The sequence below is a fragment of the Cohnella hongkongensis genome, from assembly GCF_042654645.1.
Classification (GTDB): Bacteria; Bacillota; Bacilli; order Paenibacillales; family Paenibacillaceae; genus Cohnella; species Cohnella hongkongensis.
Genome location: NZ_JBHSEP010000014.1, coordinates 19,521 through 45,794, shown reverse-complemented (window position 1 = coordinate 45,794; position 26,274 = coordinate 19,521). Strand labels below are relative to the sequence as shown.

The 26,274-nt window shown below is 57.4% G+C and carries 23 protein-coding genes; 2 read left to right on the top strand and 21 right to left on the bottom strand.

Translation table 11 applies throughout. The features are described 5' to 3' along the window. Nucleotide 1: 1 nt before the first annotated feature. From ACFO3S_RS17950 to ACFO3S_RS17910, 9 genes are all read right to left on the bottom strand, one after another. A complete protein-coding gene (locus tag ACFO3S_RS17950; RefSeq protein WP_378098970.1) occupies nt 2-667 on the bottom strand; it encodes a pentapeptide repeat-containing protein in 666 nt (221 codons plus the stop codon). Then, nucleotides 667-1,221, bottom strand: coding sequence for an RNA polymerase sigma factor (locus ACFO3S_RS17945; protein WP_378098968.1), 555 nt, complete (start codon nt 1,219-1,221; stop codon nt 667-669). Before ACFO3S_RS17945 ends, ACFO3S_RS17950 begins: the two co-directional genes overlap by 1 nt. Continuing rightward, on the bottom strand, nt 1,202-2,137 hold the full coding sequence (locus ACFO3S_RS17940; protein ID WP_378098966.1) for an ABC transporter ATP-binding protein: 936 nt from the start codon (nt 2,135-2,137) through the stop codon (nt 1,202-1,204). Before ACFO3S_RS17940 ends, ACFO3S_RS17945 begins: the two co-directional genes overlap by 20 nt. A gap of 25 nt (nt 2,138-2,162) precedes the next feature. Then, nucleotides 2,163-4,940 carry an ABC transporter permease gene (locus ACFO3S_RS17935; RefSeq protein WP_378098964.1) on the bottom strand — a complete coding sequence of 926 codons (2,778 nt, stop codon included), beginning with the start codon at nt 4,938-4,940 and terminating at the stop codon, nt 2,163-2,165. Further along, nucleotides 4,940-6,010: an efflux RND transporter periplasmic adaptor subunit gene (locus tag ACFO3S_RS17930; RefSeq protein ID WP_378098963.1), complete on the bottom strand. Its 1,071-nt coding sequence runs from the start codon at nt 6,008-6,010 to the stop codon at nt 4,940-4,942. The genes ACFO3S_RS17935 and ACFO3S_RS17930 overlap by 1 nt, the downstream gene beginning before the upstream one ends. Continuing rightward, on the bottom strand, nt 5,967-6,653 hold the full coding sequence (locus tag ACFO3S_RS17925; protein ID WP_378098961.1) for an ABC transporter ATP-binding protein: 687 nt from the start codon (nt 6,651-6,653) through the stop codon (nt 5,967-5,969). Before ACFO3S_RS17925 ends, ACFO3S_RS17930 begins: the two co-directional genes overlap by 44 nt. Further along, nucleotides 6,653-8,131 carry an extracellular solute-binding protein gene (locus tag ACFO3S_RS17920; RefSeq protein ID WP_378098959.1) on the bottom strand — a complete coding sequence of 493 codons (1,479 nt, stop codon included), beginning with the start codon at nt 8,129-8,131 and terminating at the stop codon, nt 6,653-6,655. Before ACFO3S_RS17920 ends, ACFO3S_RS17925 begins: the two co-directional genes overlap by 1 nt. 92 nt (nt 8,132-8,223) lie before the next feature. Next, nucleotides 8,224-9,513 carry a sensor histidine kinase gene (locus ACFO3S_RS17915; RefSeq protein ID WP_378098957.1) on the bottom strand — a complete coding sequence of 430 codons (1,290 nt, stop codon included), beginning with the start codon at nt 9,511-9,513 and terminating at the stop codon, nt 8,224-8,226. After that, nucleotides 9,513-10,190, bottom strand: coding sequence for a response regulator transcription factor (locus ACFO3S_RS17910; protein WP_378098955.1), 678 nt, complete (start codon nt 10,188-10,190; stop codon nt 9,513-9,515). Before ACFO3S_RS17910 ends, ACFO3S_RS17915 begins: the two co-directional genes overlap by 1 nt. Here ACFO3S_RS17910 and ACFO3S_RS17905 point away from each other — a divergent pair. Next, entirely contained in the window at nt 10,113-10,697 is a 585-nt protein-coding gene (locus tag ACFO3S_RS17905) for a LuxR C-terminal-related transcriptional regulator (RefSeq protein WP_378098953.1), read from the top strand. The two genes, ACFO3S_RS17910 and ACFO3S_RS17905, sit on opposite strands and share 78 nt — an antisense overlap. Here the strand turns inward: ACFO3S_RS17905 and ACFO3S_RS17900 are convergent. From ACFO3S_RS17900 to ACFO3S_RS17845, 12 genes are all read right to left on the bottom strand, one after another. After that, nucleotides 10,648-11,805, bottom strand: coding sequence for an N-acetylglucosamine-6-phosphate deacetylase (locus ACFO3S_RS17900; protein WP_378098951.1), 1,158 nt, complete (start codon nt 11,803-11,805; stop codon nt 10,648-10,650). The genes ACFO3S_RS17905 and ACFO3S_RS17900 overlap by 50 nt on opposite strands. Before the next feature lie 24 nt (nt 11,806-11,829). Then, nucleotides 11,830-12,567 carry a glucosamine-6-phosphate deaminase gene (locus ACFO3S_RS17895; RefSeq protein WP_378098949.1) on the bottom strand — a complete coding sequence of 246 codons (738 nt, stop codon included), beginning with the start codon at nt 12,565-12,567 and terminating at the stop codon, nt 11,830-11,832. After that, nucleotides 12,568-13,839, bottom strand: a complete 1,272-nt coding sequence (locus tag ACFO3S_RS17890; RefSeq protein ID WP_378098947.1) for a Gfo/Idh/MocA family protein — start codon at nt 13,837-13,839, stop codon at nt 12,568-12,570. 16 nt (nt 13,840-13,855) lie between these two features. Continuing rightward, on the bottom strand, nt 13,856-15,835 hold the full coding sequence (locus ACFO3S_RS17885) for an alpha/beta hydrolase family protein (protein ID WP_378098946.1): 1,980 nt from the start codon (nt 15,833-15,835) through the stop codon (nt 13,856-13,858). Continuing rightward, nucleotides 15,832-17,055 carry a Gfo/Idh/MocA family protein gene (locus tag ACFO3S_RS17880; protein WP_378098944.1) on the bottom strand — a complete coding sequence of 408 codons (1,224 nt, stop codon included), beginning with the start codon at nt 17,053-17,055 and terminating at the stop codon, nt 15,832-15,834. The genes ACFO3S_RS17885 and ACFO3S_RS17880 overlap by 4 nt, the downstream gene beginning before the upstream one ends. A gap of 12 nt (nt 17,056-17,067) precedes the next feature. Next, on the bottom strand, nt 17,068-17,904 hold the full coding sequence (locus ACFO3S_RS17875; RefSeq protein ID WP_378098942.1) for a carbohydrate ABC transporter permease: 837 nt from the start codon (nt 17,902-17,904) through the stop codon (nt 17,068-17,070). Beyond that, complete coding sequence (locus ACFO3S_RS17870) at nt 17,897-18,778, bottom strand: carbohydrate ABC transporter permease (protein ID WP_378098940.1); 882 nt, start codon at nt 18,776-18,778, stop codon at nt 17,897-17,899. Before ACFO3S_RS17870 ends, ACFO3S_RS17875 begins: the two co-directional genes overlap by 8 nt. Nucleotides 18,779-18,857: 79 nt before the next feature. Beyond that, complete coding sequence (locus ACFO3S_RS17865; protein ID WP_378098938.1) at nt 18,858-20,216, bottom strand: ABC transporter substrate-binding protein; 1,359 nt, start codon at nt 20,214-20,216, stop codon at nt 18,858-18,860. Nucleotides 20,217-20,426: 210 nt separating this feature from the next. After that, nucleotides 20,427-21,452 (bottom strand): LacI family DNA-binding transcriptional regulator, encoded by a 1,026-nt coding sequence (locus ACFO3S_RS17860; protein ID WP_378098936.1) that lies wholly within the window; start codon nt 21,450-21,452, stop codon nt 20,427-20,429. A 43-nt stretch (nt 21,453-21,495) separates the two neighbouring features. Then, complete coding sequence (locus tag ACFO3S_RS17855; RefSeq protein ID WP_378098934.1) at nt 21,496-22,572, bottom strand: GNAT family N-acetyltransferase; 1,077 nt, start codon at nt 22,570-22,572, stop codon at nt 21,496-21,498. A 115-nt stretch (nt 22,573-22,687) separates the two neighbouring features. Further along, the gene (gene trhA / locus ACFO3S_RS17850) at nt 22,688-23,326 is read right to left on the bottom strand and encodes a PAQR family membrane homeostasis protein TrhA (protein WP_378098932.1); all 639 of its coding nucleotides are present in this window, start codon (nt 23,324-23,326) and stop codon (nt 22,688-22,690) included. A gap of 17 nt (nt 23,327-23,343) precedes the next feature. Beyond that, the gene (locus ACFO3S_RS17845; RefSeq protein WP_378098930.1) at nt 23,344-24,930 is read right to left on the bottom strand and encodes a bifunctional metallophosphatase/5'-nucleotidase; all 1,587 of its coding nucleotides are present in this window, start codon (nt 24,928-24,930) and stop codon (nt 23,344-23,346) included. Between the two features lie 147 nt (nt 24,931-25,077). On the opposite strand from ACFO3S_RS17845, the gene ACFO3S_RS17840 reads away from it, so the two are divergent. After that, nucleotides 25,078-26,088 (top strand): phosphate/phosphite/phosphonate ABC transporter substrate-binding protein, encoded by a 1,011-nt coding sequence (locus tag ACFO3S_RS17840; protein WP_378098928.1) that lies wholly within the window; start codon nt 25,078-25,080, stop codon nt 26,086-26,088. The last annotated feature ends 186 nt before the right edge of the window (nt 26,089-26,274 follow it).

The following is a 26,274-nucleotide window of genomic DNA, read 5'->3' as shown; positions in this document are numbered from 1 at the left end:
GTTATTCGTCCTTGAGCACGATGCCCAGCAAATGGGCCACTCCGGGAAGCTGATCCGTTCTCATCGCACAGCCCTGCAAATCCTCCAGCGTCGATCCGAGCGTCCGAAACTCGCAGCTGCTGAGGTCGATGCCCTTCAGCTTCGCCCCGACGAACTGCGCCTGATCGAGCTCGCACCGAGCAAATTCGACCTGATCCAACTTCGCCTCGTAGAAATCCCCTTTGTCGAAATGGCTGTCGCGGAAGGCGACGTGCTTCATGTCCGCGAAACGGAACAACGCATATTGGCCCGCGCACTCCTCGAACTTCACGCTGCGCATCGTCGATGTCGACAGATCCAGGCCGAGCATTTTGCATTGGCGGAATTCGACCCGATGCAGCACCGCATCGCGGAAAACGACGTTGGACAGATCGCAGCGATCGAACACGACGTCGACCAGCTCGGCCCGCTCCAGCGTCACGTTGTCGAACGTCACCCGATCGAACGCGACGCCGTCGAACAACACCTTGTCCGCCGACTGGTTGGCGATCGTCCCCGGGACGAAGCGGCACGACTCGAACGGCGTTCTATCCTCGATCTCATCGTCCGACACCGCCGTGTCGACAAGCGCGGACGGATCGGGCAGCCGCGGCTCCTCCGGTCCTCCCCTGCTCTTTTTCCCCGCCATCAGTCTCTTCCTTTCTTCCGAATCTTGATCTCCCCATTATGGACGAGATCGCCCGGAATGGAAAGGGCCGGATCGGACAGCCATTGGGACAGCTGCCTCTTCCCGCGCCGGATGTCCGACTTGACGGTGTTCTCGGAGCAGCCGAGAACGCGGGCGATTTCCCTGCAGCTGTACTGCTTGTACAAGCGCAGGGTCAGGACGCTGCGCCGGCGAGACTGGAAGCGCGGCAGAAGAAGCCGCATCGCTTCCGCGAGCTCCTGGTCCAGATACGCCTGCTCGGGACTGTGCGGACTGCGCAGCTCCAGGCGGTCCAGAGGCTGCCAGCGGATCCTCCGGCTGCGGCGCCACCGGTCGACGAACAGACGATAGCCGGTCGACGCCATCCATTCCTTGGCCCGCTCCGGCAGACGCTCCTGCTGGCACAGCCTCAGGAAGACCTCCTGCACGAGATCGGCGGCCTCCTCCCGATTGCGCGTCAGATAGAGCATGTACCGGTTCAGATCGCTCCGGTACGCCGCATACAGCTCGCCGACTTCAGCCGTCGTCCGCTTCATCGCGCGCGCCTCCTCCCTGCTCCTCCGCATCGGGCGCGGCATCCGGAGGAGCGATCGTGACCTTCTTTCCGTCGAACTGCAGAATCGCCCGGTCCGCGACGTTCATCGCCTCGAGATAGGCTTTCGGAATTTGCAGCCGGCCGACGCGGTCGAGCACGACGAATTCCTCGTGACGCTCTCCGAACCGGGCGCCTGCGCCCGCTTCTGCTCCTTCCGCGTGCCCGGAGACTCCCGCCTCCTGCCGCTTCAGCCATTCCGTGCTCGTCATGCCGTCGCGGATGGCGACGACGCGGTCGACCTTGTCCGCGACGGAGAGATCGTGAGTGACGATGACGATCGTCACCCCCATCTCCCGGTTCAGCCGGCGGAAAATCGCGAGAATCCGCTCTCCGGTCGCGGTATCCACCGAGCCGGTCGGCTCGTCGGCGAGCACGAGCTGAGGGCGATTGGCCAGCGCGATCGCGATCGCCACTCTCTGCTGCTCGCCCCCGCTCAGCTGCGTCAGCCGGCTGCCCATCCGATGCTCGAGTCCGACGGCGGCCAGCAGCCTCTTGGCGTAAGCCCGGTCCGCCTTGCCCCCGATCCGCATCGGCAGCTCGACATTCTGAAGCGCGGTTAAGTAGGGAACGAGGTTTCTCGCGTTGTTCTGCCAGATGAATCCGACCGTTTTCCGCTTATATTCGATGAGCTGCTCCTTCGTCATTTTCAGCAGGTTCCACGGTCCGACGACGGCCCGTCCCGCAGAGGGCCGGTCCAGCCCGCCCAGAATGTTGAGCAGCGTCGACTTGCCGCTGCCGCTGCTGCCGATAATCGCCAACATCTCGCCCTGCTCGACCGTCAAGTTCAGTCCCTGCAGCGCGACGACTTCTACGTCGTCGGTTTTGAATATTTTGACCAAATCCTCGCAACGGATCATCGATCGCTGCCCTCCTTGCCCGAAGTCAACGCTCTTCGCCCAGCTTGACGGCCTGGGCGATGCGCAGCCTTCTCAATTGGAGAATGAACAGGCAGGCGCCGGCCGCGAGCATCATCCCGACTGCGGCGGCCAGCTTGGCCGTGTCCCCGGACTCGAATACGATTCTCAGCGGAGGAACCTCCCGGGCTCCCGCCGCCGCCCCGCCTTGCAGAAACGGCAGGAACAATCGGCCCGCCAGCATGCCGAGACCTCCTCCGGCCAGAACGGACAGCCCTGTCGTCAGCAGCTGCTCCAGAAGAAGCATGCGGGCCAGCTGTCCGCGCGACAGCCCCATCGCTCGAAGAACCCCGAGCTGAACGACGCGGCGAGACAGCGTAAAAAACCAAAAAATGACGAATCCCAGAAAAGACACGAGCAGCGAGATCAGAAAGCCGAGACTCAGAATGCCGAAGACGCCGCCCTGCGCCGGATGTTGGCGCCGCTCCGCCAGCTCTCCCCGAACGTCCTCCGCCCTAACGAGCGCGATGTCCCGCTGCGTCAACGTCTCCAGCACCGGCGCGAGCTTGGCCCCGCTCTCCATCTTCAGCCATACCTCGTACGGAATTTTATCGACTTGCATATAGACGTATTCCAGATTGGCCACGATGAAGGGCGATTCGTCCGGATACAGGCTGGGCCAATACGGCACGATCCCGACGACGACCAGATCGACGGGCTCGCTGCCGTACCCGACCGATACCGTCAGCGGATCGCCTTCCTTCACGCCGTAGCGTTCGGCGAAGCCGGCGGACACGAGGGCCGCCTGCTCGGCCTGGCCGAGCGCGTCCAGGTAATGATAGGGGTGGATCGGATACAGATCCTCGCGAAAGCGGGCCGTCTCGGCAAAGTCGGCGTTGTCGATGCCGACGAGCTGAGCCGTTCCGGCCGCTTTCCCGCCGATCGACGCTTTGCCGGTCGTGCGCATGACCCGAGCGTAAGCCTCTACGCCGTCCAGATTCAGGTAGGCTTCGTACGACGGTTCGTTGTAATAGATTCTGTTCGCGTCGTTCTCGTCCTGGACGCCTTCCCAGGCTGCCGTCAGCACCACGTCGCTTCCGTATTGATAGTGCGCGCGATCCGTCGCGTTAACGTCCATCGTGCGGGCGGCCGAAGCGTTGTAGACGCCGAGGCCGATCGTTAAAATCAGCAGAATCATGATCGGATGAAACCCTTCCGCGGATCTCGACAGCTGCGTCATCGTCAGATGAATCGTAACCGGCATCCGGCGTCCGGTCAGCGTATTCCAGAGCCGCAGCAGGAGCGGAAACAGCCGCAATATCAGCAGTCCCGATGCGAATAGAAACAGAGTCGGCAGAACGAAAATCGCCGGTTCGATCCCTTCCCCGTCCGCGCCTCCGGTCGATATTCGCCCGGACGCCATCAAGTACCAGCCCGCCGCGGCCGCGGCCAGCAGGGCGACGTCGGCGTAAACCCGCTGCCACAGCGGCTTGCCCCCCTTCCCGCGGAGGGCATGCTTGACGACGGAGGCCTCGGCGTAAGCGCGTACCGGCGCGGCGGTGGCGACGATCGCCGCCGCCGTCGCCAGACAGCCGAACAGCCATACAACGCCGTTCCGCCCGACCGGTATCGACTTGCGGCCGACGAATTCGAGGAAGCCGTTGGAAGCGCCGATCGTCTTGGCCATGAACCAGGCCAGGCCGATGCCGAGCAGCAGCGCCGCGGCTCCCAGCAAAACGGCTTCGATGAAATACAGCGTCACGATCTGACGCGGACTGGCCCCCCGGCTGTGCAGCACCGCGATGTCGGCCCGCTGCCGGTCGAGCGCCTGCTTGGCGTTCATCGCGACGAAATAAAGCACCATCGCGAGCACCGGAGCCGCCAGCGCGAACAGCATCGCCTGCAGCAGCAGGCTCTGGCGGTTAAAATCGTGCAGCATGTCGACGAACGACAGATTCACCTTCGTGTGCTCCAGCATCCGGCTCAACTGGATGTCCAGCCGCTGAAGCTCTCCGATCAGGGAGGGAAGGTCGCCGATGCGAATATCGCTCAAGTCGAACGCGTAGTACCAGCCCGCCGAATCGAGAGCGAGACGGCTCTCCCCGAGCAGATGCTCCGTCATCGTCTTCCGGCTGACGAGCAGGCTGTCCGCCAGCTTATCCTTGCCGTCGATCGCCCAGCTCGCATCCGCTTCATCCTTCAGCCGGTACGTTCCGGCGAGGAGAACGATCAGCCGGCTCTTCTTCCCGTCGGCATCGACCGCGTCGTAGATCAGTCTGTCCCCGATCGCCCAGCCATGGCGTCTTAACGTCTCGTCCAGCACCAGCGCCTCGACCGCCCCGTCCTGCAGGCCATCCCGGGGCGGCTTCCCCTGCACGACGTCGAGCCGATCGAAATCCCCGCTCTGGGCGGCAAGCTCCATGCGAACGATCCGGGAGGCGCTTCCCGTCCCCGGCTCAGCCGTCCGCACCGTGGAAGCCGGCAGATTCATCCGGCCGGAATAAGCGTCCGCGGGAAACCCGATCCGTCCGGGAAGCTCCCCGGCCATCCAGTCGTCGAGTTCGCCGAGACTCTCGAGGTCCGTGTCCTTCGCGGCTCCCGGCTGATATTTAACGTAGAGGGAAGCGGCGGGCAGCCCCTTCGTCTGTCCCTCAAGCGACTTGGCGACCAGCCGCTTCAGCGTCCCGTCCGCATACATCGGAACGCTCATCGCGAACGCCGCGGCCACGGTCAAGCCGAGCAAGGTGCTGAGCGTATAGGCCCGGTTCTGCCACATTTTCAGGATGAGGTAGCCCAGAATCCGCATTATTTGCCCACAACCTTCTGGCCTTCCTCCAGCCCCTTGATGATTTCCACTTCGGTCGCCGTCTGTATGCCGATCTCCACGTCCGCCTCGCCCTTGCTCCCGTCGGGATGCGAGACGATGACATAATGACGGCTGTTCTGCTTGCGGAGCGCCGCTGCGGGAATGTACAGCGTCCCCTCCCGCTTCTCGACGACGACGGAGGCGTTCAGAGGGGTGCCGTGTCCGACCCCGTCCGGCAGCTTCGGCAGATCGATCAGGGCGTAGGCGTCCAGCGAGTCCCCGCCGGCGTCGCCCGAGCCGACCGGCAGCCGCCGCACCGTTCCCCGATGCTCTCCGGCCGTGTTGATGCCGACGATCGCTTCCATGCCCGGTGCGACGTGCGCGAGATCGCTCGAGCCGAATTTGACCGCGACGACAAGCGCGCTCATATCGGCAATCTGGCCGATTTTCTCGTAGGCTCTCGCCAGATCCCCTTTTTTCGCCGTGAAGCTGACGATCGTGCCGCTATAGGGGGCCACCAGCTGCGAGCCTTCGAGCCGGCGCCGCAATTCGTCCAACTCCTTCTTGAGCAGCTCGTAGTCGAGCTGCCGCTTGCGGAGCGCGACTCCGTCTTCGTCCGAATCTTCGCGCATCGCCTGCTTCAGATCGAGCTCCGCCTTCTCCAATTCGATTTCCTTCCGCATCAACTGGCTTTCCGTGTCGCCCGTATCGAGTTCGGCGAGCACCTGCCCCTTCTTCACCTCATCGCCGGCCTTCACGCGCACGTCGACGATGCGCCGGTTGTCCTCCGTGAAGAAGAGGTTTTCCTCCTTCTCCGACATCAGCTTTCCGGCCGCGCCGACCTTCGTCTCCAGCGTTCCCCGCTTCACCTCGTATTCCGGCTTCTGCGAGATTTTCGGCGTGCGGATTTCAGGCAGCCGCTCCGGCTCCTCCTCGCTGGGGAGCAAAGAACATCCCGTTACGGCCAGGAGCAGCGTCATCGCCAGCATGGCCGCGGTCAGAGGCCGAACCGCAGGACGCTTCCTCCTATCGTATGACGAGCTGTCCGTCGGCCATTTCATATACAACATCCGCCGCCCCCCATAAAGCAGAATCATGCGTCGTCATGCAGATCGCCGTTCCTTCCGTTGCCGCGATATCCCGGAAGACGCCGATCATCCTCGCCGCCATCGCCGAATCCAGCTCTGCGGTCGGCTCGTCCGCGAGCAGCAGATTCGGCTTGTGGGCGATCGCCTTGGCGATCGCCACCCGCTGCTGCTCCCCGCCCGACAGCTCGTTCGGACGGTGGTCATGGCGCTTGGACAAGCCGACCGCTTCCAGACAATACGCCGTCCGGCCGTGCCATTCGGAACGCGGGACGCCCGCCATCCGCAGGCACAGCTCCACGTTCTCCCGCACGCTCAGCAGCGGGAGCAGCGCAGACGACTGGAAGACGAATCCGATCTCCTTCCGTCTCATGACGGCCAGCTGCTTGTCGCTCCATCGTCCGAGAGAGCGGCCGCGAAGCCGCACCTCTCCTTCGGTAGGCCGGTCAAGCCCTCCGAGGACGTTCAGAAGCGTCGTCTTGCCCGATCCGGATCGTCCGCGAAGCATCGTCAGACGGCCGGAGGCCAGCGTCATCTCGATTCCTTTCAGCACGTCGACCCGCTGCCCTCCGGACGGGTAGCTCTTGCGTATGCCGCAAGCCTCCAGCACGTGCAGTTCCTTCTCCATTACGGCTGTCCCTCATCCGCCAGCGCCTCGGTGAGCAGCTGCTGGCCTTGCGTCTGGATCGCTTGAATGGCTTCGTCCAAATCGGCCGTCCCTTCGGCCGCTTGGACGACATGCTCGGAGGCCAGCTTGCCGAACGACTCCTCGAAGCCTTGGGGCAGATTTTGCAGCATCGGCTGAACGTTCGCTTCCAGCGCGTAGAAAGCGTCGATGTTTTTGCCGTCCTCCTGCTTCTTGAACGCCGTTCTGGAGGACAGGGCGGTGGCCGACATCGCGTTCGTCCTGGCCAGTTGCTCCCCGTTCGCGTACTTCAGAAATTCCCAGGCGGCGGACGTGTTCTCGGAAGACGCCCGGATCGCGAAGATGTTCTCCAGAAGCATCCCGCCGGCCACGTCCGGCTGCGACGGATCGACGGGCAGCGTCACGACGTCCCAATCGATGTCCTTAAACGGCCGCACCTCCCCTTTCCCGCCTTCGGCGTCGGCCGGCGCGGCCGCGCTTACCGACACGCTCGCTCCTCCCGTCTGCCTGCCGATGCCCAGCAGGCTCATCAGCATCGAATCGTCGATCGCCATCGCAGCTTGGCCGGACATGAAGCGCATCGAATCTCCTCCGATTCGGAACGTCCTGCCGCCTCCGGCGCCCATCAGCGCAACCCTGCCTCCCGTCCCTCCGTCCTGCGAGGGCATCGAGATGCTGCCCGATTGGTAGCCGTCGACGACCGCCTCGAAGATTCCTTTCCACTCCGGAGTGTCGATCGTCACCGTTCCGGCCTCCGCATCCGCATAGCTAAGCCCTTTGGCCTCGCCGATCGTGCGGATCAGCTCGAACGCGTTCGTCGTCTGCGAAGGCTGGAACAATCCGTACAGGGCGTCTTCTCCGTCCTTCTTGACGGGGAAGCGGGCTGCCAGCTGCATCGCTTCCTCCCAGCTCATGCCGTCCGTCGGATACGGAATGCCGTGCTGGTCGAACAAGTCCTTGTTGTAGTAGAGCGCCCGACTGCTGAAGCTCGGGCTCAGCCCGTACAGCTTGCCGCCTCCTTCCGCTTTCAGCAGCTCGATGACGGACGGCACGAAAGCTTCAAGATCGAACTCGTCCTGCTTGATCGCAGCGTCCAGATCGTAGAGCAGCCCCTTCTTCGCCAGCTCCGCGTACTGCTCCTGCGTCAGCAGCAGCGCGTCGGGCTGCTGCTCCTCGAGCAGCTTCTCCATCCCCGCTACCGGGTCTTCGTTGCTAAACACCGATTCGGTCGATACGACCTCGAGCTGTACGTTCGGGAACATCGCCTGAAAGGCGTTGCCGTATTGCAGAAAAAACGCCTGCTCGTTAAAATAAGCCACCTTGAGCGAGCCCTGGGCATCCTTGTCCAGCCCTCCGGGCGACGACTTCTTATCCCCGCCCGGCAGACATCCCGTCAGCGTCAACGCCGCGGCCAGGACAAGCGCCCCCGCCTTCGCTTTCTTGCTTTGACTGTTCAACATCCTATCGATCTCCCTTCGATTCATCATCCACTGCCAGTATGGCGAGGGATTCTTAAAAATCGGTTAGAGAGCCGACAGGACGGCCGAAGCCGCTATAACGGCAGCGTGACGTAGACGTGAGTGCCGGTCGAGAGCTTGCTTTCGATCCGAATTTTGCCGCCGTGGCGTTCCACAATCCAGCGGGCGATCGCCAATCCCAGCCCCGTTCCGCCTTCCCGTCTGCCGCGAGCCTTGTCGCCGCGATAAAAGCGGTCGAACACGCGGGGCAGGTCCTCTGGCGAGATGCCGACGCCCGTGTCCTCGACTTCAAGCTGCGCGGTATGCGCCAGCTTGCGGCAGACGACGCGAACGACGCCCCCTTCCGGCGTATACTTGATGGCGTTGTCCAGCAAAATCGTCAGCAGCTGGTGGAGGCGTTCTTCGTCCGCATCCATCGGAATCGGTTCGTCAATCTCGGCGTTCAAAATAATGTCCTTCACTTCCGCGAGCATCTTCATCTTGTTCACGCTCTCCTGAACGACGAGGTTCAGCCGGATCGGCTTGCGATCCAGCTCCAGCTGATCGGAGTCCGAACGGGCCAGCGTCAGCAAGCCTCCGACGAGCTTGCTCATCCGCCGCGACTCCTGCAGCACGGTGGACACATGCTTGCTGTCCTGCTCGATCGTATGGTCGGGATGGCGCAGCAGCAGCTCCGCATGCGCCTGAATGACGGACAGCGGCGTTCTCAGCTCGTGCGAGGCGTCCGAGACGAACTGCTGCTGCCTCTCCAGCGACAGCCGAATCGGAATCAGCGCGCGGTTGGCCAGATAGAACCCCGCCCCGATCGCCACCATCAGCCCGGCGCCGCCCCCGAGCAGCAAAATAAGACGCAGCCTCTCCAGCATCCCGATCTCGGCGGACACATTGCTGAGATATTGCTGCGTCTTGATCGTGTAGGTCGTTCCGTCGATGCCGCTGGCGACCGACAAGCCGATATCGCCGACGTTCAGCACCCGAAAATACTGATCTCCCGCCTTCACCGTGTAGGGCTCGTCAAGCTTCGTCGGCTTGAACCGTTCCAGCTGCTCTTTGGTAAATCCGGTGGTGCTCGGCAGCGGCAGCGGCTCGTTCTCGTCCGTCCACAGCAGCTGGATGACAGGCCTGTCCATCTGTCCGATCCTGAACGTCACGGCTCTCTCCAGCGGCATCGTCTTCATGGTGGCAATCTGCGGCGACACCGCCGCCACCGCTGTCGTGGCGTTGACGTTGCCGATCGCCCGGTCGACCTGAGCGAACAGCATCTGCTCCATCAGCAGGTAGACGGTCAAATTCAAACCGATCAAAATGACGGAAAGCACGGCAGCGTTCCGAATCGTCAGCTGCGTGCGGGTACGATGGATCATCATTTCTTCTCCTTCATCAGATAGCCGACTCCGCGCACGGTCTGAATATAATGATCGAGTCCGGACGGCGCAAGCTTCTTCCGCAAATAGTGAACGTATACGTCGACGACGCCCAGCCCCGCGTCCGAGTCGATGCCCCACACCCGGTCGAGCAGCTGCTCCTTCGTCAAAATCTGCTCTCTGCTGAGCATGAAATATTCCAGCAGCTCGTACTCTTTCAGCGTCAGCTTCAGAGGCGTTCCCTGCGCAAAGGCCTCCTTGGCCTGGCATCTTAGCGTCAGCCGTCCGTATTGCAGCTCGCCGTTCGGCGCCCCCTTCGACAGCTGCCGCAGCAGCGCCCGGATGCGCGCGAGCAGCTCGGGCGTGGCAAAGGGCTTGACCAGATAGTCGTCGGCTCCGGAATCCAGCCCCTTGACCCGGTCGGATACGGCGTCCCGCGCCGTCAGCAGCAGCACAGGCGTCGCGACTCCCTGCGCCCTTAGCTCGGAGAGAACCGCCAAGCCGTCCATGCCGGGAATCATAATGTCAAGCACCACCAGATCGTGGATCCCCGTCTGCGCCAAATACAAGCCGTCCGCGCCGTTGTCCGCCTCTTCCACTTGATAAGCCTCTTCCTTGAGCACCGTCGCCACCGCCTCGCGCAGCGGACGATCGTCCTCCACCACCAAAATTCTCATCGGGCTCGCCCCTTCGCTTCTATCAGCCCATTTTATAGGAGAAACCTTAATGAATGCTTAGAAAAGGGAGCAAGCGGAGGTCGATCTTCGGCTGTTCGTCGGCGAGCTCGAGCGGCACGGCTGGGGCGATTCCCTGATCAGCCTCTACTTTCTGCAAGCTCTGGCGATCGGGGTACTGCGGAACTTTCCTGGAGGGGGGCGAGCGGACGGAGAAGCTGCTGCGGAAATATTCGGTCTTCCTCAGCGGAGAGGAGGGGGATCGAGGGGCTGTCGGCGGAGTACGCGACCGGACTTCTCGCCCGGTATCAGGACAGTGTACGGGAGGAGATCGACGACGCAGCGCAGCCCGGTCTCGTCGAGCCGCTAACGAGCGCGGAGCTCCGCCTGCTGGACTTGTTTCGCCAAGGCGAGTCCAACAAGCGGATCGCGGACAAGTTGTCCCTGTCGGAAGGCTCCGTCAAAGTGTCCGACTATATACGGATTGCCCGGCGACAACCGTCTCTCTGACTGCTATCGCACCGCTCTGTTCGTCATAATCGAACAAGGTTAAATCCGCCGGACTGCCGATCTGCACCCGCCCCGCCTTGTCATCCTGCATGACCTTGGCCACTCTTAGCGTCACAGCTTCGACGGCTTCCATTAAATTCATATCGGTGTAGCGGAGCGCATTCTCGATCCCTATGTCGAGCGAAGCGGCTGATCCTGCGAGAATGCTCGGATTGTCCGCCGTATGCAGGCGCCCGTTCTCATGCAGCACGACTTTGCCGCCGATCAGGCTGCTATACTGTCCGGGAGGCATGCCCCCGAACTGCGTCGTATCGCTAACCAGTATGCTTTTGTCGCGTTTGACTCTAAGCATGGCCTTCAGTACCGGCGGAGTCAGATGATGACCGTCCGGGATAAACGTCGCCCACAGACGATCGTCCGCCAACTGATGCCAGATGTAATTGGGATGACGCGGCAGCATCGGATGCGAGCCATTGCCCAGATGTGTGCATAACGCTGCTCCGGCATGAACCGCGTCATCCAATTGCTGAGCGGTTGCCATCGTATGTCCGATAGCAACCACTACGCCCGACTTGGCCAAACGTTCGATGAAAGCCAAGGCTCCCTCTCGTTCCGGAGCGAGGGTGACCATGACAATCCGTCCTTCCGCCGCATCCTGCAAACGCATGAATTCGTCCCAATCCGGATTTCTCGTATACGCTCGCGGATGCGCCCCACGGCTTCCATCCTCGCTGGACAAAAATGGCCCTTCCATATGAATGCCTTTAATTGAAGCGTTAGCATACCGATTCGTTCGGCAATATTCGGCAATGGCCGCCATCGCTTGACGCATTCGTTCAAAGCTTCCCGTAATGACGGTAGGCAAGTAAGTCGCGACTCCTTTGGCATGAAGCGCTCTGGTTACGCCCTCAATGTCCTTCGTCGTCGTTTGCTCTGCGTTCAAGTCGTATCCGCCAAATCCATTCACCTGCAAGTCCGCCCACCCCGCCGAGACCCAGGGCAAATGGCTGTCGGTCTGCGACAATCGGGTAATTTGCGTAATCGCTCCGTTTGCCGTCTCAATCTGTACCGCTTCTCCTGTCGTTACCAGCTTCCCCCGCCGTTTCACCTTCATCGCCTCCATCTGCAGCAGTCAGCACCACTCGTAGACAAGCGAGGCGGATTGTTTATCCAAATATAGACTCCAATTGGCGTGCGACTTCATAATGGTGGCCGGAATGTTAGCGTCAATGCCATTCTTCAACGTCTCCATAATCGCGCGGGCTTTCGCTTGACGAGGCACAACCGATATAATATTGCGGCTTTTCAATATTTGCCGCACGGACATCGAGATGGCTTGCTTCGGTACGTCTTCTATCGCGGCAAACCATCCTTCTCCAACTTGTTGCATTTTACAAGTATCCGACAAATCCACAATTTTGAAAGGTCGCTCATCGTTAAAATCCGCAGGCGGATCATTGAAGGCAATATGCGCATTCTCTCCTATCCCGATTAACGCCACGTCAATCGGAGCCATGCTAATTTCTTCGTTAAGCCGTTCCAGCACTTCATTCAAATTGCCTTCGCCATCTATCAGCCAGTACTTCCTTACCTCTACATACTGCAAAAAGCGTTCCTTGAGATACTTGCGGAAACTGGCGGGATGCGCCTCCGGCAAACCGACGTACTCATCCAGATGGAACATTTCCACCTTGTCCCACGCGATATCCATTTTGACGAAATGGTGCAAAAATTCAAATTGCGAAGCCCCCGTCGAAAGTACGATTCTGGCTGTCCCATTAACAGCTATCGCTTCATTGATCAATCTTGCGCTCTCTCTGGCCGCCTCTCGTCCGGATTGATCCGCCGATTCAAGGATGTGAATTTTCATCTAATTGTCCTCCTGATAAAATTCTCCGAGTTGTACCATTCTTCTCTCTACTCGGGAACGTTCGGCCGCAAAAGCCATCAGATGACTTTGTACCGATTCCTTGGCTGATGTGCGGCTCGTATTCGTACCCTGCCCGAGCTCCATCGCGCGGACCGTTCGCGCAAAGTCCTGCACGAGACGTCCGTCGCCGCCGCCATGGCCGACATGCCCTTCCGCCGGCTGCAGCTTGATTAATTCAGTCCGTCCCGCACCGAAAGGACGGATTTCAATTTCATCGCTTTCCATCGTCGCTCGAATCTCGCCGGTCGTTCCCATCAGCTTAAGCGTTCGATTGCACTTCTCCGTAAACGCGCTCATCGTAAAGGTTGCCGTAACTTCATTATCGAAATCCATTGCGACGACTTGGTGATCGACTACATCATTATCGCTTTGGAACACACAGCGCCCGAACGGCCCTTCCTTCATCGCCTTGTATCTCGCTTCGAAGCTTGGGTCCGCGCTTGCCGCCTCTGCCTTCCAACCGCCGTTCTCGATCATATACGTATCCGGCGCATAATATAGGCAAGAATCGGCGACCGGGCAGCCGTCAATACAGTATTTTGGCGCTCCCTCCGGCGCATTGTTTTTATTGAAAAAAGACAAGTGTCCATAAGATGAGACACTCTCGCAGTTGCCTCCGGCAAACCATTGGATAATATCCATGTCATGACACGATTTGGCCAGAATCATCGGACTGGACTTCTCTGCGCTGTTGAAGTAGCCGCGCACGTAGCTGTGCGCCTGATGCCAATAGCCGACATTCTCATTGTGTTGAATAGACATTAACCTGCCGATTCGTCCTTCATCCAACAGCCGCTTGATCGTCTGGAAGAAAGGAGCGTAACGCAGCACATGGCAAATCGTAAGAATACGGTTGTGTTTTTCCGCGACCCTCTCAAGCTCGATACATTCCTCCCAGCTTGGCGACATCGGTTTTTCGAGCATGACATGATAGCCGGCTTCCAGCGCCTTGATAGCCGGCTCATAATGATCCCGATCCCGTGTACAAATAAACACCGCATCGGATTGCTTGCCCGCAGCTAACAGTTCATCCCAGCCTTTGAAACACTTTTCTTCCGGGATGTTGAAAGCTTCTTTGGCTCGATTGCGCTTGAAATCATCCGGCTCCGCGACAGCAGCAACCTTCATTTCTTGCGGGTGCGTGTGTGCATATTCACCATATCGGATTCCCCGGAGACCTGCGCCGATTATTGTAATTGTCGTTGGTTTCATACAAGCTCCATCCGTTCTATTGATAGTGGTCTATCTGTAGATCATAGTAACGCAAGATGCCAGGTATAATGACACTCATCACATCGCGCTCATCTGCAATGCCTTGCGCCAGCCACTCCGACAGGGTGATGGATTCGCGAGCATCAGACAACCGCTTGACTCGAAGGCTCGTATCCAATTGACCCGCCAGCTCCGTATAGATTCGGAACAAACCTGCGCCATACAACTCGATTCGGCAATCGCCCGGTTCAGATAATGTCGCTGCGAAACTTGCGGCGCGAAGCACATCATAGACCCGTAATGCAGCCAAGCTGTCCCCAAGCCAGATCAATTCGTCTGCGAGCTTATGCGTCATCCCGAAAAAACGATCGTTCGGTCTGCCATAGAGCAGATTCGGTTCATGCGGCCCATCCCCGGAAACATTCAACACAAGCACTTTGCGACCCGAGGCGCACATGGATCGAATCCAGTTCCACCGCTTCGTCAACTGCGTCGTACCGCCCGGCCACAACGCCATCGCGATCGTTGACCCGCAATCTCCGCCTGGCGAACTGCCCGCACCTTCATTTGCATGAAAACAATACCCGCTGTTCATCAGCCCCGGCTGCGACCACCATAACGCATACCGGATACTCAGTCCATCAAGCGATCCCGATTGGACGAAGCGAGGATTCAACTCGCACCGTTCACGATCCGTCAACACGATGCGCTTTAACCATTCCCTCGCAGCATCAGACTGCTCATTCACAGCAACGCGAGCCTGCGCAAGCTCGGCAGCCTGGATCGCGAACGTATCGCTCGGCGTTCTGGCATCGGCATATTCACGCTTGACCTGTCCGCCGGAGGTGCATCTCAATTGCTCGGGCCTGAGCGGCGCGAGCTTGCTTCGCCTCGCCTTGTCCCGATACGTTTCCCGCTCCGTTTCATTGCAGCCTAGCAAATGCTTGGCGAAGAAATCGGCCGCCGCAATGGCCAGATCATCGGTATAGCGATGGACCGATTGGTCCTCTACCAGGCGCAAACCCGTTTCCGCTCCAAGCATTTCCCAGAACCGTCGACAACGCTGAACCGTACGTCGCGTAGCCTCAATCGGGAAGAAGTCATACGTCGCAGCACAGACAAGCAACGGCTTCGGCGCAAAAGCCAACAGCACATCCTCGTGATCAAAGCCAAGACCGCTTAATCCCTGCCAGACCTGCTCCGCATCCTGCACACCGCCGGCATACATATATTGCTGTCTGTTCATAATGAAGGTTGCGGGCGCAGCCGCCGCGATCCGCTCATCGCATACCATCATCATCGCCGTCTGCAGCCCGCCCCCGGAATTGCCGGTTGCGCCTATCCGGGTGCTATCCACCTCCGGACGCGACGCCAAATAATCCACCGCACGAATCGCATCGTGGACAAAATATCGCGCCACCCCTTGCCCAAGCGCATAGCACTGAACGCCCAGACGCTGGTGCTCCCCTGTTCCCCCTACTTCTTGCCCTTCCGCATTGCGCAGCAGCGATAATCGTTCACCCTGCCCAATCGGGTCGATAGAGAACACAATCAGCCCCGCCTGCACCAGACGCAAACAGACTTCATGATAATACAGGCAGTGCTTGCCTTCCGCTTCATGACCGTTTAGAAACAAGACAGCGGGGGTCGCTAACGCCCGCTCCTGGGGCAAGTACAGATTCCCCGTCACATATTCGTGCGGTCTGGCTTCGAAGACGATATTCTCTACCGAATAACCTTGGCCGACGACTACATTCGTAATGGAAGCATTCAACGGCGCGTCGCTTGCCGGCAAGCCGCCCATCGACTTCAGCAATGCCTTCTTCATCGCTTGACGGCGCGCCGCCAATTGCTTCGGGCTATCGATACGGTCCCGAGCCGCATCGCCGGCTTCGAAGGCTCGGTCAGCGCGTTGATAGATGTGCCGACTGAGCTGATCCTTCGTCTCATACAGCGAGCATACGTAACGTTCAAGCTCATGAATACGTTCGATCATCGCAAATTAGCCACCTGCAGTAATTTTCCTTCCGCAATCGAACGATTGGCGGTAGCGCCAATCAAACAAGAGTCTGCCCCTGCCAAGCTATCTGCCTGTTGGCCGAGCGGGTCTTCGACGCCGCCTATGAATATCGCTTTGCGCAGCTTCTCATCGCCGCCGCCGTGACCGGCAAGCTGCGTTGCGACCTGAATATGCTCGGTAGTGCCGTCCAGCTTGCGGTGCGTAATGACGCTCGCATTCACTGAACTCATATCCGCATTGCGATAGGTGTCGCCGACCTCCAATCTCCCCTTGCTCCCGTTGATCGTCGCTTTCCAGCCTTCATACGGACTGTAAGCGACCAAGGTATACGTCAGAATCGCTCCGCTCTCGTATTCCAGATTGACGCTCATCGTGTCGTATATATCGATGCGCTCATCGAATACGCACCGATCTCTCCAGTAGCCGTCTTCATGCTCAGCGCCGGCATAGTATTGGTTCATGAACGAATCGGCCGTAATATCTTTATAGAATTCGCAGGTTGTTTGGTAGTCGCAAGTCATGCAGCGTTCACCCTTAGGGCCTCCCTGACCTTGATCGCCATATATGCGCCGAGCGCCAAATGCCTGAAGCTGTTTCGGCCTGCTATCCACCCACCAGTTGATAATATCAAAGTGATGCGTAGACTTATGCACGAGCAAGCCGCCGCTGTTCTTCATCTCGGCATGCCATCTTCTGAAATAATCGGCGCCATGATCGCGGTCAAGGAACCACTCCAACTGGACGTGACAGACATCGCCAATCGTTCCAGCCATAATTAACTCTTTGATCTTGGCGAAATAAGGGGCGAACCGCAGATTAAACGTTACCGTGACTTTCTTGCCGCTTCTCCGCTCTGCTGCAATGATGGCCCGCGTCTTCTCTTCGTCAATCGTCATCGGTTTCTCGGATACGACATCGCAGCCCGCTTCAAGCGACTCGATAATATAGGTATGATGCGTATAGTCGGTGCTCGCGACGACGACAACATCCGGCTCGGCCTCGCTAAGCATGCGATGAAAATCGGTGTATACCGGCACCTGCCCGCATTCTTCACTGAGCAGCCGCGCTCGCACCCGATTCGTATCAAACACGCCGCAGAAGTCCACAACCTCTTGAAGCTCCGTCGCCATCGGCTTAGCGAACATATACAATGCTCTTCCGCCAGCCCCGACAAGCACAACCTTTTTCTTCGTCACCATTGCTCTCTCCTATCCTTTCATTCCAGTTGAGGCGATGCCTTGCACAAACTGCTTCTGAGCAACCAGATATACAGCGACTACCGGCAGCGTCGTAATGACCGCCCCCGCCATAATGACCGCCTGACTTACACTTCCCGTCTGGTTTTTCAAATACAGCATGCCAAGCGGCAGCGTGTATAAATCCTTCGTCTGCAAATAAATGAGCGGCCCCAGCGTATTATTCCAGGCGCCCATAAAGGTGAAAACGCCGAGCGCGGCGAGCGCAGGCTTGCACAGCGGCAAATAAATTCTGACAAAGATGCCCGGGGGACTGCACCCGTCGATAACAGCCGATTCATAAAGCTCCTTCGGCAACGATTTGATATATTGGTGCAGCAGGAAGATTCCGAACGCGCCGGCCAGAAAGCTTGGAATAATAAGCGGATAATACGTGTTCAGCATGCCGAATTGCTTCCAGATGAAATAGGTCGGGATCATCGTCACTTGACCGGGGATCATCAAGGTCGCCAACATCGTAACGAAGATCAGAGCGCGCCCCTTGAACTCGAACATCGCCAGTCCGAAAGCGACGACCGCACAGCTCAGCAGCGAACCGATCATGTCAAAGATGACGATTATAAAGCTGTTCAACGTATAACGTTCAAAATTAACTTTATTCCAAACCTCGGTATAATTCCCGAAATCGGCGGGGTCGGGAATGAGCTGCGGCGGCATCGCAGCCAATGCCCCGGTTGTCTTCAGCGATGTAGAAACCATCCAGACAAAGGGGAAAAACATAACGATTGCGCCGGCGATCAGAAACAGATAAACGATCATTTTGATGGGGAGCGGAGTCGATCTAGTCATAATGCACCCACTTCTTCTCAAAGTACCGTTGGAACAGCGTCACAGCCAGAATAATGAAGAATAATACCCAAGCCATCGCGGATGCAGGCCCCATTTTAAACAAGATAAACGAATCGCGGTATACAACAAGATTGGGGATCATAATCTCTCGTGAAATGCCCGCTTCAATACCGCCGAAAATGCCCAGAAATACATCAAACGCTTGAAATGCGGATATCGTAGATAGAATGACAACGAGATAAACCATCGGCGTTACAATCGGGAACACAATGTGCGTAAGCTGCTTCCAGCCGGAGGCGCCGTCGATCTGGCCCGCCTCCAGCACTTCCTTAGGCACGTTCTGCATGCCGGCAAGCAATATGATCATCGATTGCCCTACGCCCTTCCATACATTCACAAGCGCAACGCTGCCAATGACGACAATCCACGATTTATTGTCTATCCAACGAATAGGATCGATATGCAACAGACCGAGAAACCAGTTGATTACCCCGTACTGGTAATTAAACATCCAAGTCCAAACGACGCCGCCCGCAAGCCACGGCGTCACAACGGGCATAAAATAGAACAAGCGGAACATGGATTTGGCACGAATCGCCTGATTCAACAGAAATGCGATCAAAAAAGCAAATAACGTTTGCAAAGGTACGAAAATAAGCGCAAATGCAAACACATTTCGCATCGAAATCCAGAATTCATCCTTATGAAACATCGTCGTCCAGTTGGTTAACCCCACCCACTTGGGAGCGTTAAACAAATCATACTGCGTAAACGAAATATAGGCGGAGAAAGCGACAGGAAATATTAGAAATACAACAACATTAATGACAAACGGGAGTGTAAATATATACCCCCAGTATTGTTGTCTGCGCATTAAATACCTGCCTTTCTATACGTTGAAAGGCGCTTGCCCCAACAAAGCAGCACCTTTCAACGATATGCAAAACGATGGATTATTGATTTTCGTCCAGCACTTGCTGCACGCTCTTATGAGCGGCCGCCAAAGCGTCTTCTATACTCTTCGCTCCTTGTATAACGGCGTCATTCACTTCCTGCTGGACAAGCAGTCTCCATTCCGCCCAGCTCGCGTTCTCATCCGTCGTTACGCCGCCCTCGGCTACGCCTTCGATAAAGCCATTTTTGTTCAACGGCTTAGTTGTGCTGGTCGCGTACACTTCGTAGGCAGATTTTTTGACCGGGATCGATGCGCCGCTTTCCGCAACCATCTTCTGCGCTTCATCGCCCAGGTAGAACCTCAAGAATTGCCATGCCGCTTCCTTGCTATCCTCCGATGCTCTGGACGAGATCAACCAGGAATTTGTAACCATCGGTACATAGCGGTTGCCGTCTACCGCTTTCGGCACTTTCACGACATCCCAATCCGCATCCGGAAAACTCGCATTCATTCCGACCTGCTGGCTGTATTGCATCAAATACATAGCCGCTTTACCGGTTGCGAACACATCCATCTCGGTGCCGTTCGCTTTTATGAAGTCGTTATTGGTAAAGTAGCCTTCTTCAATGCCTTGACGCAATTGCCTTAATCCTTCAAGCGTTTTCGAATCGTCAAGCATCGATTTCGTTTTGGTATCATCGAGAACGAATCCGCCTGCTTGTTTGATCCACGGGAACCATCCCGTTGCAATGGACGTATTTCCGACAAACCCGAATTGCTTCGTATCTTTGCCTTCTTTGATCGTCAGCTTCTTCGCCGCTTCGATCAAATCCGCAAACGTCCAATCGTCTGTCGGCAGATCTACGTTAGCCGCCGCGAAAGCGCTCTTATTGTAAGCCAACGCTACCGCATTAGTGCCGTGAGGAACTCCCCATACCTGACCTTCAGGCGTCCTGGCCGAGAATAGCGCATCGATATAATCCGAAGCGTTCAGATCTCGCTCAATGTAAGGCCCCAGGTCTTCGGCAACGCCGCGTTTGCCATACCCCAGAATGGTGGCGTTCTCTTGGAACCACACATCAGGCGTCGAGTTGCCGGCAATTTGCGTGGCGATCTTGGATACGAAATCGCCCCAAGGCGCCTCTTCAACCTTTACTGTAATGTGCGGATGCGTTGCGATGAACTGATCGATAATCTCTTTCTTCGTAACGTCATAAGAGCCCGGCAAACCGATCGTCAGCGATAATTGTTTTGCAGGCTCGCTTGATGGCGGCGCAGACGACTCGCTCGCTTGCGAAGATGCGTTCGGTGGCGACGCTGCCGGCGAATTCGCAGAACCGCCGCCGTTAGACGAACACGCTGTGAACACAAGAGACATCGCCAACATCGTTGTCCATAAACCGTATTTCTTTTTCAAAACCTACCAGCTCCCTTTTCGTTTTATCATTTTGCGTCCAACCACAATTAAAGTAATCGATTTCTATTTGGATTATAGCATGCAAACCCTTACAAATCAATGTTTCTATCATAAAGTCTAAGTAAAATTGCTCTAATATTCCTTTTTGAACGTTCGTTTTAGTAATCGAGTTCTTTTTTGGCGCGTAGCTATCGCATGCAATAGCTATGTTTAACGCTGCTCAACAGAGCCTCTTTCCAGCAGTTCGGGCTGGAGAATAATATCGTAGGCGGGAACGTCCGCTCCATTCATCTTATCCAGCAGCATTTTGCAAGCGAGCTTGCCCATCTCATAATCCGGCTGTTTAATTGTCGTTAGCTGCGGATTGATCATCTGACCCAGGTCTATGCCGTCAAAGCCGATCACCGATATGTCTTGCGGCACGCGAATATTTCGTTCCGACAATTCACGAATGACACCGAACGCCATCATATCGTTACAAGCAAATATAGCGGTCGGCGGTACAGGCTTACTGAGCAGCCTCGCCGTCAGCATCTTGCCTGTATCGAATTCCGATAACGCATCGTCAACGAAGTCCGCTTTCGATTCTTCCACGAGCGGTTCAAGTCCCTCCAGCTTCATCGCTTCCATGTAACCGGACAGGATGCTTTTGCGGCTTGGCCGATCGACTTTCGAAGTTACATAGCCGATCCGCGTATGCCCTTTGGATTGAAGATACTTCGTCGCCAAGTGTCCCCCCTTCTGATAATCGAATTCGATCTGGCTGATGTGATCCTCTTCAATCTTCTGGTCAATGGCGATCACATGCACGCCTGCTTTGATCATACTCTTAAATTGGGACTTGTCGCTGGAGATCGAGGAGATCACAACGCCTTTAATTTGTTTCTCCAGAAGCGTCCGAATATACTCGTCTTCCAACGACGGATCATGAAGCGAATTGCAAGCAATGACGGTAAAATTGTTCTGCCGGGCAATCTCTTCAATCCCGAACAAGACGGAGGAATAGAACGGGTTCATGATCGAAGGGACAATGACCCCGATGGTTGTGCTCTTGCTTCCCTTCAGTTGCCGACCGAGCAGATTGGGAACATAATTCATCTCCTCGGCAAGCGACAGTATGCGCTCGCGCTTTGCCTTGCTGACCGGATAGCTGCTATTGCTGAGCACGCGCGACACTGTCGCCGATGAAACATTGGCCGCTCTGGCTATATCGTGTATCGTGGTTGGCTTATTCATCAATATCCCTCGCTCGTGATTAACTGCGTCCTACACTACAGTGCTACACATAATTTAATCCCACCGTATACGGAAACGGCAACGGCAATCCGTCCGTTCCCGGATGGCCGGAGGAAGGCGGATCGAATAAAGCCCGAATACGCCGCTCATCGTCGAGAGGTTCCAACTGTCTCTCCAGTTCTGACGCCGATCGGTTTCTTTCAATTAAATACGGCTCCAATTGAACGCATAGCTGCCGCAGATCGACCAAACGGATCAAGCCCGAATTCGCTAAAGTCTCGCTCGGAATTGACTTGAAATACTCATGCAGCTGCTGCTCGTACCAATTGACTTGAATCTGAAGCCGATCCCACACCCCCGTGCCAAGGGTATGGGCATAGATCTCATATAGCGCCTCGCTATCGCCGGCCCACTCCACTACGAATGGAGAACGTGCGGATGCGGACTCCGACGCCCCGGCCTCCTCGGGAGCCGCAATAACCGCAAACGCCTTAACTTGCCCGCCCTGTTCAGCGACCCACACTTGGTGGTGAAACATCACATTGCTGGCGTAAGCTTCGCTAAAGATCAATGCAGCCAGATCTGTCAAGCTTTGCTCATAACAACTGAATCTTGCCTTGGCCAATTCGGTCAGTCGGAACAAATCCGTTGGCAGCCGTTTCCTCACCTCAATTCCGGAAGCTGCTTCCTGAACATTCGCAGCAGTCAAATGATAGCGCTTCGTGCTGCCGAACGGATAGCAGCCGGCTCGCTCGTAGAGAGCGCGATGTCCGGATACCAGAATCAATGAGGCTTCCGATGCGCGAGCATGCGCAATAACCGCAGACATTAAACGGCTTGCGTACCCTTTCCCTCTCGCCTCTGCATGCGTACACACTGCCCCAATGGAATAGATGTGCAATCTCGCTTTCCCGATCTGTACAATCGCAGGAACAAAGCCCATGAAAGCAACCAGCCTGTCTTTTTCAAACACCCCGAACGATTGTCCCAGACTTAATGAGAATACGTTGGGATAGGCTGTCCCCATGGATATCTGCCGCTCATTGCGGAACACGCTGTCCGCCAATCGTATTGCCGCTTCCCTCTCATCTGCCGTTTGCAGCAAGCGAATGTTTGCCATATTGTTTTCTCCCGATCCGTGCAAGTGTAGCATCTGTAAGTTTACTTGATTATAGCAATAGAAAGAACGTGAAAGCAATCGGTTTCTATGAGATAGGGAGATCCATAAGGACCCGCTACAGCACATACAGCAGAATCGCGAAGAAATGGAACACGGAGCCGGCGACGACGAACAGATGCCATACGGCGTGATGGTAAGGAAATCCGCGCCACACATAAAAAAGGGTGCCGATCGTATAGAGCAGCCCGCCGATGACCAGAAGCCGGAGACCTTCGGGAACGAGCAGCGCGTTCAGCGGCTCCCAAGCGAAGACGATCAGCCAGCCCATCAGGACGTAAAACAGCGTGGACAGCACTAAATATTTTTTCGTGAAAAAGGCTTTGAACACGACCCCGGCAATCGCCATCCCCCAGACGACTCCGAACAGGGACCAGCCGAACGGACTGCGCAGGGTGACGAGCAAAATCGGGGTATACGTTCCCGCGATAAACAGGTAGATGCACGAGTGATCGAATGTTTCGAACAGATCCTTGGCCTTGCCCGGAGGAAAAGCGTGCACCAGCGTCGACGCCGTATAGAGCAGCAGCATCGTCACGCCGTAAATGGTAAAGCTGACGACGTGCCACGCCGTTCCCTCCCGGCTTGCGAACACGATCAGCAGCACGAGGCCGGCAATGCTGAGCAGAGTTCCCAGGCCGTGCGTGATGGCGTTCGCGATTTCCTCTTTTTTCGTATAGACGTGAGTATCCGCCATCGGCGGCACCGCCCTTCTTAAGAATAGACCTTCCAGTTGCCGTTCGCGCTGGCGCGGACGACGACCGCTTTCGATAAGTATTCGGCAATGATCTCCGTCATGTCAACGGTCACCTCCCGGACGACCGGCTTCCCCCGAAACATCCGGTAATCGCCGCCTCCGGACGCCCGGTAGTGGTTCATCACGACGTCGTACTGCCCTTCGGGATCCAGCGGACGCCCGTCCCGGGTCAGCGTCCGAATCCGGCTGCCGATGGGAAGGGAGACGTCGATCTCGTATTCGATGCCTTCCCACATATCGTAATTGTAATGCTGCGGCTTCGGATAGACAAATGAAGGCGAGACCGCAATCTCTCCGTTCCCGTCGAGCGTGAAGTACGCCGCCGTCCGCTCCAGCGCGGCCCGAATGTCGGCCCCGTTCAAGCGCAGCACCCTCAGCGTGTTCGGGAACGGGTAGTTCGCCGTCACCTCCCGCATCGATACGCGCGGCCCGAAGCCCGGAGACCGATTGTCGAACAGGGACGTGCAGGAGATGTCCGCCCCGGACGCCTCCATCTGAATCCGGTTCACGAGCTCGATTAGCGGATGCTCCCGCAGCCTGGCCTCCATCGGGTCGAAAATCCGCATCTCTCCCTGCACCTCGCACAACGGCCGATCCAGCCAGCCTTGCACCCTTTCCTCGTTTTCGCGCATACGCTCCGCCAGCTCCCGATCGGACTCGGCTTCGCCCGCTTCCCGCAAGGAGGATTCGACCGAGACCAGACTCCACCGCCCTGCATCGTCCCGCGCCAGGCCAAGCTCGATTTGCGCCAGACAGCTTCCCTGATAGCCCGGCTGCACGACGTGCGTGCCTGCGATCTTGGCGCCCTCGATCCTCCGATGCTGATGCCCGGTCAGCAGCACGTCGATCCCTTCGACCTCGCGGCACAACCGCCAGCCTTCGTTCTCCCCTGTCTGTTCCTCGGTTTCCTCTCCCGTGTCCAAATCCCGCTCGAAGCCTCCGTGATAGGAGACGACCACGACGTCCGCGCGCTCCCGCTTCTTAAGATGGGCGACCCAGCGCCGCGCCGCGTCGACCGCCGGCTCGAACGCCAGTCCTTCGATATTCGCCGGCTGCTCCCAGTTCGGAATATACGGCGTCGTCAAGCCGACAAGCCCGATTCTCGCCCCGCACTCCAATTCGAAGACGAGATAAGGACGGCCGAAATAGGGCTCCCCGGTTCCGGCTCGCAGAAGGTTCGCCGACAGCCACGGGAATTCGGATTGAGCTCTGGCGCGTTCGACGAACGGCAAACCGTAGTTGAATTCGTGATTGCCGGGGACGAAGGCGTCCAATTCCAGCGCGTTCATGGCGGCCACGATCGGATGCGGGGACTCGCGATCCAGGCAGGCGTGATAATAGGCGAACGGCGTGCCTTGGAGCAGATCGCCGTTGTCGATGAAGAGGACGTTGCTCCGCTCGCTGCGGATTTTCTTGACGAGGGAAGCCAGCTTAAGCAGCCCGTACTCCTCCGGCGAGTTGTCCGCATAGCGGATCGGCAGCATATGACCGTGGACGTCGCTCGTAAACAGTAAGGTCGCTTGATAAGGGATCGGGATGTTCATCGGTGATCTCTCCTGTTCGTTAATCAAAAATTTACAATTGTATGCGCCAAGTTTACCTTTTGCGGCATTAGAGTGAATAAATGGATGATAGATTTAGGCTTGTATTCCCCATTATTTCCAAAGTAGATTGAGGAGGACAAAGAAATCATGCTTAACCGTTTGTCGAAAGTGCGTTTCCTGATTGCCGTTTCTGTACTTCTGCTCGTAATCGCAGGATGCGGCAGCAGCAACAACACGGGGTCCAATGCTTCTCCATCCCCCGGGGCCGCGAGCTCGTCGCCGGCCAGCGAGCCGTCGTCGTCGAGTTCGGAACCAAGCCCGAGCCCGGAAGATACGGGATACGTTCCGAGCGAGCTGACGGTTCAATTCGTCCCGTCCCAGAACGCGGAAACGCTGGAAGCCAAAGCGAAGCCGCTGGAGAAGCTGCTGGGCGACGCGCTTGGCATCCCCGTGAAAGTCAGCGTATCGACGGACTACAACACGATTATCGAAGCGATGCAGTCCAAGAAAGTCGACGTCGGCTTCCTGCCTCCTAACACTTATGTACAGGCGAAGGAAATGGGCGCCGCCGAGGTCATTCTTCAGGCGCAGCGCTTCGGGGTGAACGACGAAGACGGATCGCCGACGACCGAGCTGGCCGACAGCTACAAGTCGATGTTTATCGTCAAAGCCGATTCGGACATCAAGACGCTCGCCGATCTGAAAGGCAAGACGATCGCCTGGCAGAGCGTCACCTCCTCGGCCGGCTACGTCTATCCGGCCGTCGAGCTGAAAAAGGCCGGCGTCGACCCGAACACGGACGTGAAGAGCATCGAAGTCAAGGGCCACGACAAAGGCGTGCTGGCCGTGCTGAACGGAGACGCGGACGCGGCGGCGATCTTCCAGGACGCCCGCAACGTGGTGAAAGGCGACGTTCCGGATATTTTCGAGAAAACTTCCGCGCTGCACTTCACGATCCCGATTCCGAACGATACGATCTCGGTTCGTCCCGACATGAGCAAGGAGTGGATCGAGAAGATCCAGGACGCTTTCATCGGTCTCGGCCAGAATGAAGAGAGCCGGAAGATCATCTTCGAAATCTACTCGCACCAAGGCTATGCCAAGAGCGACGACAGCCGGTTCGATTCCGTCCGCGAATACGCGCAGGCGCTGCAATAAGACGAAGGGCCCGGTCGGCCCGAAGCTCCGCGAGGGCTTCGGACTGTCCGGGCCTTTCTCCGTGATTCAGAAAGGATAGCATCCGCTATCCTGATCCGAACCCCCTCCGACATCAACGTGAGCCCGCCGATCCCAGAGACGGCGGTAAGCCGTTTATGCTTGGTCTGCCGCACAACCGGACTCGCC